Origin of the sequence: Antarcticimicrobium sp. (genome assembly GCF_029212575.1) — a bacterium.
GTDB lineage: Bacteria > Pseudomonadota > Alphaproteobacteria > Rhodobacterales > Rhodobacteraceae > Antarcticimicrobium.
The window spans coordinates 1-11,009 of the sequence record NZ_JARGPK010000060.1; the positions used below are offsets into that span (position 1 = coordinate 1).

The following is an 11,009-nucleotide window of genomic DNA, read 5'->3' on the forward strand; positions in this document are numbered from 1 at the left end:
GGGGCGGATCAGGCTGACGCCGCCGGTGGCAGGCATCAGCGCGCGCAGGGCGTCAAGATGCGCCTCTGCTTCGGGCGCCACGAAGACCAGGCTGGCCATCGCGCCGGCCCCGGCGGCCACGCCGGGACGGGCGAGATGCGCCGCCGCGTCGCCCGAAAAGGCCAGTGCATCGATATAGAGCGGCGCGCCCTGCCGCGTGATCTCGATTCGGTCGCGGAAGTGGATGCCGGTCAAGGTTTCGCCCATCGCCGCACGGCCGAACACCAGCGGTTCCAGCAGCAGCAGCCGGGCGTCGCCGTCAAGGTCGATGCGCAGCTTTCGGTGCAGCGCGGCGGCATTGAAAAGGATAGTTTCCTGCGGCAGCCAGTCGAGCCGAGCCCCCGCCGCCACCTGTGCCCGGGTGCGAACCTGCGCGATCTCGCCCGGCTGGGCGCGATAGGCGCGCTCGGCGGCTTGCGTCGTCACCGCGAGGTGGGCGTTTGCCCCGACCTCCAGCGCGGCGGAAAATCGGTCGCCGCCGGTGATCCCGCCAGCGGTATTGATCAGGATCGCCTCCAGCGCGGCGCCGCGCTGCCGGGGAAACAAAGCCTTGAACGCGCCGCTTTGATGCAGGGTCGCCAGTGCAGACCGGGGGCCGCGATGCTTCACGCCGATCTCGACCCGACCGAGCGCGCGCGGCTGCGCGGCGGGTTGGAACAGCTCAGGTCGGTGCGTCTGGCAGATTATGGGACCGTCCCCCGAAAACCGCATGTCGCCCTGTTTTCCCGCTATGGCGGGCAATCTGCATGTCTTTTCACCGGGGCGCGGGGCGCCAGGTACGCGTCGATTAAAAAATGACCTGAATCGAGGGGGTATGATGAAATTTTGCGCACATTCGGTCGCGGGGCCGGGTGGCGGATTTCTGGGATGGGAAACCGGACTGGCGGAGGCAAACGGCCCGCAGGCGGGGGCGTGTCTCGGCGGGTGGGGCGTGGCCAGCAACGGGGATCAGGGAGGGCGGACAAGGCGGCGGGCGGGCGATTGCGCGCCGGGCACCTGGTCGGGGGGCGATGCGCGGACTGTATGCCGCAGCGCCCGAGGTCAGAGCGGGGCGTGATCGCCCCGCCCGCAGTCAGGATCGAGGGCGCAGGATCTGCGCGCCCCGGGGCCGAATCAGGCCAGAGCCAGATTGATGGCGCTTTCACGCCCGTCGCGGCCGGCTTCGATGTCGAAGGTGACCTTCTGGTCGTCGCGCAGACCGGTCAGGCCCGAGCGCTCGACAGCAGAGATGTGGACGAAAACGTCCTTGGAGCCGCCTTCAGGCTGGATGAAGCCGAAACCTTTGGTTGCATTGAACCATTTCACGGTGCCATTGGCCATGTGAGTTTTCCTTAAGTGTTCGCTGCCCACGGAATGCGGCAGCCCGGCAAGTCACAACTGGATCGAGTGCTGTGAGCCGGTGAAGGAAAACAGAATGTCGAAGAGAAGATCGTTAGCTCGCCGCGTATGACAGGAGCCGGGGCGGAAAGCAAGAGAAATCGCGCAGGTCGAAACGGACGTTTGCGCGGACGTTTTCCGGGCCTTGCGGTCAGCCAACGTTTCCGGCCAGCCAGCAGAGCGTCACCGCCGGCGGCAAAAAAGTTGTCGAATTCTGCACGCGATTTGTACGGAATCCGCGCGTCGCCGGGATCGAAGGCCAGCCCGCCCTGCGTAAGAAAGAGCGTCCGGCCGCCTTGATCGTGGCATGGGGCGGGGCGAGTGGCTGAACTTCGCGGGTTCTTTAGGTGCGGCATCAGATTTGCTCGCGCTGGAGTTGGTTGAGGAAGCGCTCGGCAACGGCGTCGTCATGGCAGTTGCCCGTTCACGCCGCTTCAATGATAAGTTTGAGGGCATGTCGATCGAGCAGGTGGTCAGGCACAACGAAAAGGTCGGCAAACCCACGATCACGGCACGTACAGTCAATCGCCACCTGTCGAGCCTGGGTGCCTTCTGCAAGTGGCTAGTCAACCATGGGTATCTGGATCAGAATCCGGTGGACGGCATGGCTCTCAACAAGGAGAAGCACTCCAAGACGCTCACCTTCTCCGTCGAGCAGATGAACACCTTGTTCAGGTCCCCTCTTTTTTCCGGATGCCAGAGCGATGCGCAGCCTCGGTTTATCAGGAGACCGGGTAACGTCCTGATCAGGGATCACCGGTATTGGGTGCTATTGATCATGCTGTTCTCCGGCGCTCGACCCGGCGAGATCGCACAGCTTGCCGTTTCTGACGTGCGCCAGGAGCATAGGCAATGGATCATGCACATTACCGATGATGGTGATGGCAACAAGAGCGTCAAGAACGACAACTCGAAACGCATTCTGCCGGTGCATGACCAACTCATCGAACTTGGTTTTGTCGATTACCACACGCAAATGTTAGAGGCCGGCCACGACCGCCTCTTCCCAAGCGCTGAACGCAATGCCAGAGGGCAGATGATTGCGGATTTCTCGCGCATGTTTTCACGCTATCTGACCGATCTCGGGATCAAGGAGGGGAGGGGATACAGCCAGTATTCCTTCCGTCACGGTGCGGCCGATGCACTGCGCCGCGCTGGGTTTCTGGACCAGGAGTTCAAGTTCCTGATGGGGCACGGCGATACGTCCATGACCGGCCGATACGGGATGATGCCGCAGGGAATGCTTGAGAAGCGCGTAGAGCTGATCAACGCCATTGCCTATCCCGGTCTGGATTTAGACCACCTCAAACCTCGATGAGCGCAACTGCTTCGAGAGTCGCCTCGCAGGACTAGGCCTTACACACCGGCAAGCCGCCTTGCTGTTTCCGGCATACGCTGAAGAGATGCCTCGACTCTTGACTTCCATTTCGGACCGCGGGACAGCGCATCTTCGTAGGCATCGCGCAGTTCATCCGGGCGGTCCATCGCGAGAACCTCGATCAGGAAGGCGGCCTGGCGCCGGTCCTTCTCGACCTTGAGGACATCGCCGCCAGCCCGGCGGCGGTCGGCAACGATCAGCTTGTGGATGGCAAAGCGCTCAGGCTGCGGGATCTGCACCAGCACTCCGCTCCGATAGGTCACGGCAGCCTTGATCGGCTCCGCGATCAGGTAGTTCAAGTGATGCAGCGGCACACGGCGAAGCGAGTATTCGAGCGGCTTCGCGAAGAGCACGGGTTCACCGGTGGCTACACGATCGTGAAAGACTACATGCGGCAGCGCGAACGGCGCGGCCGCGAGGTGTTCGTGCCGCTGGCGCATCCGCCCGGGCACGCTCAGGCCGACTTCGGCGAGGGGGTGGTGATCATCGGTGGTGTCGAGCAAAAGGCGCATTTCTTCGTCATGGACTTGCCGCATAGCGATGGCTGCTTTGTGCGGGCCTATTCGAGCAAAGTGCAGCATTTCGTCGATGTTGGCACAAAGCCGACTTGCGCGATGCATTTAGAAGCGTTGCGTTGTGTGAGTTTTCGCTCTTATACGCACCGGCCCTCCCCATAGGCGAGGCTAGGAAAGGCTTCTGCCCGGGGAGAAATATGCCCATTCTCAAAGGATTACATCCGCATACGCGGCACGGTGTTCGGGTCCAGCTTCAGGTCCACGATGATCGGGCCGTTGCGGGCGTTGATCGCATCGATTGCTACCTCCAGCCCGTCGGGTGATGTTACCTCCACACCCTCACCGCCCATGGCCTTGGCGACCTCTGCGAAAGACGGCCAGTTGAACTCGGTCAGCGAGGGGTTCATTTGCCGATCGAGCATCTGGATATGCTCTGCCCCGTAGGCGGAATCGTTGCAGATGATCACGATAAGGTCGCGCTTCGTGCGCACGGCGGTGTTGAACTCGTTCGCGCCACCCATCATGAAGCCGCCGTCGCCCATGAAGAGCACGACAGGGCGCGAGGGATCACCATGCGCCGCGCCGACGGCCTGCTGCATGCCTTGCCCGATGGCGGCAAAGTTGTCGGTCATATGAAAGCTGTTTGGGTCGGGCACGCTCACCCGGCACCAGACCTCGGTGATATAGCGGCCACCATCGGTCAGCATGATGCGGTTTTGCGGAAGCGCTTCGTTCAGGCGATCGAGCGCGTATTCGAGATTGATGCAGCCCTCCCTGGATTTGTCAGGATCGCCTTTCGGATGCTTCGATATGTCATGCGAGGGCAGTTCCCTGGAGAACCCGGAAGGCGCGACTTCGGCCTCATCCATCCAGTGGAGAATGTTGTCAGCGGTCTGCCCCGCATCCGCGATCAGAACCGCATCAGGCTGATAGAATGCCCCTGCATCGGAAAGGCTGTTGTTGACCTGGATAACCCGCTTGCCTTTCAGCAACTCCCCCCGGTCCGTGGTCAGGAAATGCATCCATGCCCCAAAGACGATGACGCAATCGGCAGCGCCAATCACGTCATAGGCCTCTGCGGTGCTGAGCGTGCCGAAATAGCCGATGTTGTTTGGGTGACCCGCAAAGAGGCCTGTGCCTTTGAGCGTGGTGGCCAGCGGAGCTTCCAGCCGTTCTGACAGCGCAATCAGCTTGTCCTTCGCGCTGGCCGCGCCGGCCCCGGCGAGGATCAGAGGCCGTTTCGCGGAGGCGATCATGCCGATCGCCTCTTCATGCACGGGGCCTTCTGTCACGGTGCTGTGGCTCTCGGGCAGCGGGAAGACGACAGGCTTATGTTCGACCTCGGCCCACATGAAATCGGCGGGGATGTTCACGACGATAGGACGCCTTTCCTTGCGGGCGCGGTAGAATGCTGTCGCCATATCCCGCGCCGACGTTTCGGGCGCTTTGACCTGTTCGAATCCGGCGCCGGTGGCCTTGACGACTTCGCGCTGGTCGATGTTCTGCGGGTGGAAAGGGGCGGTCGCGGGTGTATCGCCGCACAAAAGGATGATCGGAGAGCGCCCAACCACACCTTCCCTGAGCGCGGTAAAACAATTCGTCAGACCCGGGCCTTGGGTCACCGTTGCGACCCCGACCTTCCCGGTCACTTGGGCGTAGGCCTGTGCCATCAGCACGGTGCCGCCTTCATGCGCGGCAGGAACCATCGTTCCGCTGCACCCGTTCACAAAGTGGTTTGCCATGAACAGGTTGGCATCCCCCACCAACCCAAACATGGTATCAATGCCATGATCGCAAACGGCCTGGGCGATGGATTGGTGCATGTATTGTTTCTGATCTGACACTTGTCTTTTCCTTCGGGTTATTCCCGGGCCGGATGCGGCCCAAATCTTGCCGTCGTCCAGGGGGTGCAGCTGCGCGCTTTGGGGGTCAGTGAGACATGAAAATCGGAACGTCCGTTTTTTGGATCACGTCTGTTGTCACGCCTCCGAACACATCATGGCTGAACTTGCTGTGTTCAAACGCGCCCATGACGATGAGTTCTGCGGACACGTCCTGTGCCGTTGACAGGATGGTTTCGGCAATCGACCCCTTGCGCGGTTTCAGCACAAGGGTCGCGTCGATCCCGTGCCGCTCAAGGTTGCGCAGCAGGTATTCGGTTCCCGGTGCTTTTTCTGACCCGACGGTCAGAAGGGTGACCTTTGCCTTGTCCTCGAGGCCAACCATCGCGTCGCCAAGTGCGCGAGCTGACGATCTCTTGCCATCCCAAGCGACAAGGGCATGGTCGGTAAGCCCCTCCGCTTCGTAGGCGTCCGGAACCACCAAAACCGGGCGGCCGCTGCGCAGCGCGATCAGATCGGGGTTCGCCGACATATGCGCCTCGTTCTCGCTATGGGAGTGCACGCCGGTGACAACGAGATCGAAGGTTCGCGCGAACTCAGAGAGGGAGCGGTCCTTGTCGACGTCAAGGTCGACGAAGTCGGACCTGTCGCCAAACCCTGCCTCTGCGGTGATGGTCCGGAACCGTTCGGCAATCTCTTTGAGCCGCGTCTCTTCGGCCTCGAAGAAGGTCTTGAGCAAGGTCTTGGGCACAGACCCGCGAAGGGTCCGCTCAAGGTTGCTTTGGCGGTGACGCAGAACGCCGGTCAGCCATGCGTCATGGTGTTTGGCTAGCCGCAGCGCGTGCCGCAAACCGCTGCCTTTCGAGGCATCGCCGCTATACGCGCTCAGGATCGATTTTATCGACATAGGCGTCTCCAGATGAGGACAGAGAAAACGGAACCGGACAAGGCGATCGGCGTCATTCGTCTTCTCCGTGCACGTTTTTGCGCAAGAACCAGACCACCGAGACAACCGACAGGATCAGCAGCGCCAGCGCCACGGGGCTTTTAAGAACCTGGGTGAGGTCGCCATCGGTCAGGGCGAGCGACTGGGCGATGGATTTCTCGAACCGGGGTCCAAGAAAAAACGCGATGATGAAGATCACCAGCGAATAGCCGAAGCTGGCCATCAAGTATCCGATGACGGCAAAGATCAGCATGATCGCCACGCCGAAGAGCCCGCTGGTCGCCATCGAAACCCCGACGAAACAGAGCAGCAGGGCAGAGGAGAAAATGATGGACTCAGGTGCGGAAACGACCTTGACCCAAAGCCGTAATCCAAGCTGGCCGACCCAGAGGTTGACGAAATTGGCCATGATCATCGCGCCGAACAGGCCATAGACAAGCCGGCCCTGGTTTTCAAAGAGAAGCGGCCCGGGCTGCATCCCGTGGATCATGAAGGCGCTGATGATCAGCGCGGCCCCGACGCTGCCGGGGATGCCCAGCGTGAGAAGCGGGATCAGGTTGGCCCCGACCACAGCCGAGTTGGCGGATTCGGATGCGGCGATGCCTTGGATATTGCCTTTGCCAAAGCTGCCGGGATCCTTGGAGCCTGCTTTCGTCATTGCATAGGACATGAACGCCGCGGCCGTTGAGCCGATGCCGGGTAGGGCGCCAAGAATGGTTCCGATGGTTGCGCCGCGCAGCATGGTGAATCGGCACGACCAATACTCGGCCCATGTGACGCGGCGGTCATCGGGGTTGCCTGTATCTTTGGCGATGATGGCAGGGCGCATGTTTCCATGGGCCTCGGACAGGCGGTGCAGGATTTCGGAAATGGCCAGCATGCCGATTGCAACGGATGGCAGCGCCAATCCATCGAAGAGATCCCAATAGCCAAAGATCAGGCGCGGCGTGAAGTTCTCAGGGTCTTGCCCGACGGAAGCTGCAAGCAAACCGAAAGCCGCGGCGATGATGCCTTTGGTAAGCGAATTGCCGATCAATCCCGCGAGGATCGAAAAGGCAAAGATCATCAGTGCAACCACCTCGATCGGCCCCATTTTGAGGGCCAGAACAGCGAGCGGGGCCGAGACGGTGATCAGGACGATATCGCTGAACGTGTCGCCGGTAATCGAGGAAAACAGCGCCATTTTCGTGGCTTTCAGCGGCTTGCCCTGCTTGGCCAAAGGGTAGCCATCCAAGGCCGTGGCCGCCGCATCAGGCGTGCCCGGCGTGTTCATCAGGACCGCCGGCACCGCGCCACCGACAAGACCGCCCTTGTTGACGCCCACGAGGAACGCGATGGCGGGCAAGGGATCAAGCCCGAAGGTAAAGGGGATGGCAATGGCCATGGCCATGATCGGACCGATGCCGGGGACCGCCCCGACAAATTGCCCGAGCACCACGCCAAAGAGAACGAAAGCGAGATTGTAGAGCGAGAACGCGTCTCCAAAGCCCGCAAGGATTGTCGAGAACTCAACCATGTCTTGGATCCTTCACGGCAAAGCCCGGCCGAGCAGTTGGGTGACGAGGAACCAGATGATCGCGGGCATGGCAACAACACCAAGACTGAGCCAGAGCGGGCGGCGTTCACCGATCAGCCACATGAGCGCCAGTGCGAGAACAGGCGCGACATACTCGAACCCGAACCACGACATGGCCCAGATTCCAGCCGTCAGTAGCGTCACGTAGAGGCCTGTCTTGGCCATCAAGACCGGGTTGCGGAGTTGATGGTCAGTGGGCTTGATCGCGATAAAGGCACCGGCAATGGCAAGAATGATGGAAATGATATTGGGAAGCGTCGCGGGCGAAATATTTCCGCCATCAACGGTTTCGATATAATTCGGGTTGATCCAGAAATACATCGCAAGTCCCAAGGCCATGAAGAACAGCCCTGAAACGCGATCTGCCATAGTGTTCATGTTTCCCTCCCCCGAAAATGGAAAACACCCCGCCACGGCCCGTGGCGGGGTGACGTGGTTTGCTTATTTCGCGAAGAGGATCTTGGCGTTTGCCAATCCGTCGACCATCATCTGCTTGGTGCCGTCTGTGCCCATGTTGATCGGGTCGCCCTTGACGGCGTTCTGAACGATCTTGGCGAATTCGGGCGCCTTGGTCGCCTCGTCGATGGCGCTCGAGATCGCCTCGATTGCCGCCGGGTCCGTGCCCGCCCGCATGGCGAGGAAGAATATCGGATCGACATAGGCGTTCACGCCGGATTCGATGAAGGTCTTGACGTCGGGCGCATAGCTAAGGCGCGACTGGTTGGCCCCGGCGATGACTTTCATGTCCCCGGATTCGAGGTAGGGGTAGTGCTCGCCCGAGCCGAAACCGGCCATGACCTGACCGCCGAGGATGAGCTTCATCACTTCGGCGCCGCCATCGGCGGTGACGAGGTTGAAATCGGCACCGGTTGTCGACTTGGTCTGGTTCATCATCAGAACCTGCGGCGGGGCCATCGTGGCCACGGGCAGGCTGCCCTGCTCTTTGGCGTAGGCGATCATGCCCTCAAGGTCGTCAAACGGCGCATCCTTGCTGGCAACCAGCGCCAGTTCGGCCTTGGCGACAGTGCCGAGGTAATCGAAGCTGTCGGTATCGAACGGCAGCTGATCGCCACGCTGAACGAGTTGCACCAGCACCGGGATGCTGACCCCCATACCGATGGTCTTGTTGTCGACCGGGCGCTGTGACAGGCCGGTGAACATGGCAACACCGCCGCCACCGGGCTTGTTTTCAACGACGATGTTCCAGCCGGTGTTCTTCTTCATCACCTCGGCCAGAACGCGGCCCATCGTGTCGGTGGACCCACCGGCGCCAAAGCCGATCTGGATGGTCAGCGGCCCGTCCGGGGCCCAGTCTTCTGCGAAGGCAGGCGAGGCAAGGGCCATGACGGCACTTGTCGCCAGCGCCATGAGTTTCGTAGTCAGTTTCATTGTGTTTCCTCCCTAGGATTTCACGGTGATAGCTTTACTTGGATTTTTCAACTTCGAGCCGCTTCACGGCGCGCTCACGAAGGCCTGCGACCTGATTGAGAAGGCCCTTGGGGTCGACAAAGACGTTGGGCTCTCCTTTTTTGCGGGCCGCATGTTTTTGGCGATTTTCGTCGAGATTAGCAGAGAAGCCGTGGGTGGTGAGATGAACTTCAACAGGCATCTCTTCGGCCTCGACCAGTTGCCTCACGCGGTCCACGCTTTCGATGTAGGCTTCAACCTGAGGCGGGCCTTCGATGGCGTTGAGGCCGAGACCGCCGATTGTGATGGCGCGATGGGTTTTTTCACCGTCCTGTACATCATACATGAACGACGCCGTCCCCCATGTATGGCCGGGGGTTTCGATGACCTTGAAGGTGTTGTTGTCGACCGAGATCTCATCGCCATCGGCAACAGTGATTTCAGGTTCGATCATGTCCCATGCCCGGGGGCCGCCCTGCGACGCAGCCGCAGATTCAACCGCTTCGTCCCAGCCGCCTTGCGTCATCACGAACTTCGCGTTCGGCAGCAGCGGTTTCAAAGCCACGGCCCCGCCGACATGGTCGAAGTGCCCATGGGTCATCATCACGTATTTGATGTCGCCGAGGTCTGTCCCCGTCTTCTGGATGTTTTCGACGATGGTCTTCTTGAACGGGCCATAGAGCGTGTCGATCAGGACAACACCATCATCGGTGTGCACCAGCCAGGCCGAGACCCAGCAGACGCCGACATAGTCGACATTGTCAAAGGGCTTCCACGGCTCAACATATTGGTCGGCCGGCGTGTTCAGCCATTTTCCGAGATCCGGGGGCATCTTGCCGCTTTTGCCGAACTCGATGAACCGTTCGATGATCGGGCCTGAAGGGCAACCATCAAACAGCGATTCTGCCGAAGCCGCCCCTGACATGCCTGCGCCCACAAGCGCGCTCGCCCACAGTGTTCTGTGGATCGTTCCCATGACGTTTGCCATGTCGTTTCCTCCCTCGAATGGATTGAATTCTCAGATTGCGCGGCCTGCGCATCGCATCACCCCGGCGGAAGCAGTTTGCCGGGGTTGATGATGTTGCCCGGGTCCAGTGCCCGCTTGATCGACCGCATCACGTCCAATTGCGCGGGCTCTTTCAGCTTGGTCATTACGGCCAGCTTACTCTGTCCGATCCCGTGCTCGGCGCTGAAAGAGCCGCCCAGTTCGGTCAGGAGGGCGAACACCATTTCCTTGGCGGTTTCCAGCGGCAGGGCATCCCAATCCCGGCCGTTTGCCGCTGACAAGGCGTAATGCAGGTTGCCATCGCCCAGATGGCCGACCGTCAGCGGCTGAAACCCGAGCCGATCCATCTTGGCATCCATTTCACCCACAAACCGAGCGATCCGCGCCAGCGGAAGCGATAGATCCAGATGATGGGCCGGGCCGTTTTCGGTGATCGCCTCCAGAATCGCCTCGCGCATTTTCCACAGGTCAGCGCGTTGCTGCTCAGACTGCGCCACCATGGCATCCAGCACCAGCCCCTCTTCCATCAATTCGCCTAGAAGCTCCATCACCTCGGTTGCAAGGCGGATCGTGCCATCCCGCATCTCGGCGGCATCGTGGGCCCGCGACGAAGCGACTTCGACCAGAATGCCGGTCGCCACCGTGCCCTCCAAAGGGCGGCGAATGGCGGGGAACACCTTGCAGATCACGTCCACCGCTGGCTGCGGCATGTATTCGAAGGCCTCGACGCCGCCACCGGTATGGTCTTGCAGGCGGTTCAGAACTTTTAGCGCAGACTCCAGCCCGTCAACAGACAAGAACGCGGTCGAACGGGCTTTGGGTGCCGGGAAAAGCTTGAACACCGCCGCCGTGATGATCCCCAAAGTGCCTTCAGCCCCGATCAGAAGATCCTTCAGATCGTAACCGGTGTTGTCCTTGCGCAGG

The 11,009-nt window shown here is 60.8% G+C and carries 10 protein-coding genes and 2 pseudogenes; 2 read left to right on the top strand and 10 right to left on the bottom strand.

Features of this window, described 5'->3' with window-relative positions:
* Together P1U75_RS14235 and P1U75_RS14240 are read right to left on the bottom strand one after the other, a co-directional pair.
* Positions 1 to 750: urease accessory protein UreD (locus P1U75_RS14235; RefSeq protein ID WP_300244635.1), on the bottom strand; the 750-nt coding region annotated here is incomplete at its 3' end.
* 402 nt (positions 751 to 1,152) lie between these two features.
* Positions 1,153 to 1,359, bottom strand: a complete 207-nt coding sequence (locus P1U75_RS14240) for a cold-shock protein (RefSeq protein ID WP_300244636.1) — start codon at positions 1,357 to 1,359, stop codon at positions 1,153 to 1,155.
* Positions 1,360 to 2,074: 715 nt separating this feature from the next.
* Here P1U75_RS14240 and P1U75_RS14245 point away from each other — a divergent pair.
* On the top strand, positions 2,075 to 2,734 hold the full coding sequence (locus tag P1U75_RS14245) for a site-specific integrase (RefSeq protein ID WP_300244650.1): 660 nt from the start codon (positions 2,075 to 2,077) through the stop codon (positions 2,732 to 2,734).
* A gap of 38 nt (positions 2,735 to 2,772) precedes the next feature.
* Here P1U75_RS14245 and P1U75_RS14250 read toward each other — a convergent pair.
* A pseudogene (locus tag P1U75_RS14250) lies at positions 2,773 to 3,102 on the bottom strand (GSU2403 family nucleotidyltransferase fold protein); the annotation flags it as partial.
* On the opposite strand from P1U75_RS14250, the pseudogene P1U75_RS14255 reads away from it, so the two are divergent.
* Positions 3,100 to 3,384 (top strand): annotated as a pseudogene (locus tag P1U75_RS14255) (IS21 family transposase); the annotation flags it as partial. The pseudogenes P1U75_RS14250 and P1U75_RS14255 overlap by 3 nt on opposite strands.
* Positions 3,385 to 3,524: 140 nt before the next feature.
* Here P1U75_RS14255 and P1U75_RS14260 read toward each other — a convergent pair.
* From P1U75_RS14260 to P1U75_RS14290, 7 genes are all read right to left on the bottom strand, one after another.
* Positions 3,525 to 5,153, bottom strand: a complete 1,629-nt coding sequence (locus P1U75_RS14260) for a thiamine pyrophosphate-binding protein (protein ID WP_300244638.1) — start codon at positions 5,151 to 5,153, stop codon at positions 3,525 to 3,527.
* A gap of 85 nt (positions 5,154 to 5,238) precedes the next feature.
* Positions 5,239 to 6,057 (bottom strand): universal stress protein, encoded by an 819-nt coding sequence (locus P1U75_RS14265; RefSeq protein WP_300244639.1) that lies wholly within the window; start codon positions 6,055 to 6,057, stop codon positions 5,239 to 5,241.
* A gap of 52 nt (positions 6,058 to 6,109) precedes the next feature.
* Complete coding sequence (locus P1U75_RS14270; RefSeq protein WP_300244641.1) at positions 6,110 to 7,612, bottom strand: tripartite tricarboxylate transporter permease; 1,503 nt, start codon at positions 7,610 to 7,612, stop codon at positions 6,110 to 6,112.
* A 12-nt stretch (positions 7,613 to 7,624) separates the two neighbouring features.
* The gene (locus P1U75_RS14275; RefSeq protein ID WP_300244643.1) at positions 7,625 to 8,050 is read right to left on the bottom strand and encodes a tripartite tricarboxylate transporter TctB family protein; all 426 of its coding nucleotides are present in this window, start codon (positions 8,048 to 8,050) and stop codon (positions 7,625 to 7,627) included.
* Positions 8,051 to 8,113: 63 nt separating this feature from the next.
* On the bottom strand, positions 8,114 to 9,061 hold the full coding sequence (locus P1U75_RS14280) for a tripartite tricarboxylate transporter substrate binding protein (RefSeq protein ID WP_300244645.1): 948 nt from the start codon (positions 9,059 to 9,061) through the stop codon (positions 8,114 to 8,116).
* A 34-nt stretch (positions 9,062 to 9,095) separates the two neighbouring features.
* Entirely contained in the window at positions 9,096 to 10,067 is a 972-nt protein-coding gene (locus tag P1U75_RS14285; RefSeq protein WP_300244647.1) for an MBL fold metallo-hydrolase, read from the bottom strand.
* A gap of 56 nt (positions 10,068 to 10,123) precedes the next feature.
* A partial coding sequence (locus P1U75_RS14290; RefSeq protein WP_300244649.1) for an FAD-binding oxidoreductase occupies positions 10,124 to 11,009 on the bottom strand: 886 nt, incomplete at its 5' end.

Bases quoted from the DNA above. Each gene is read 5' to 3' on its own strand.
- P1U75_RS14240 (WP_300244636.1), bottom strand. From the start codon at position 1,359: ATGGCCAATGGCACCGTGAAATGGTTCAATGCAACCAAAGGTTTCGGC.
- P1U75_RS14270 (WP_300244641.1), bottom strand. From the start codon at position 7,612: ATGGTTGAGTTCTCGACAATCCTTGCGGGCTTTGGAGACGCGTTCTCG.
- P1U75_RS14280 (WP_300244645.1), bottom strand. From the start codon at position 9,061: ATGAAACTGACTACGAAACTCATGGCGCTGGCGACAAGTGCCGTCATG.
- P1U75_RS14285 (WP_300244647.1), bottom strand. From the start codon at position 10,067: ATGGCAAACGTCATGGGAACGATCCACAGAACACTGTGGGCGAGCGCG.
- P1U75_RS14245 (WP_300244650.1), top strand. From the start codon at position 2,075: ATGAACACCTTGTTCAGGTCCCCTCTTTTTTCCGGATGCCAGAGCGAT.
- P1U75_RS14275 (WP_300244643.1), bottom strand. From the start codon at position 8,050: ATGAACACTATGGCAGATCGCGTTTCAGGGCTGTTCTTCATGGCCTTG.
- P1U75_RS14265 (WP_300244639.1), bottom strand. From the start codon at position 6,057: ATGTCGATAAAATCGATCCTGAGCGCGTATAGCGGCGATGCCTCGAAA.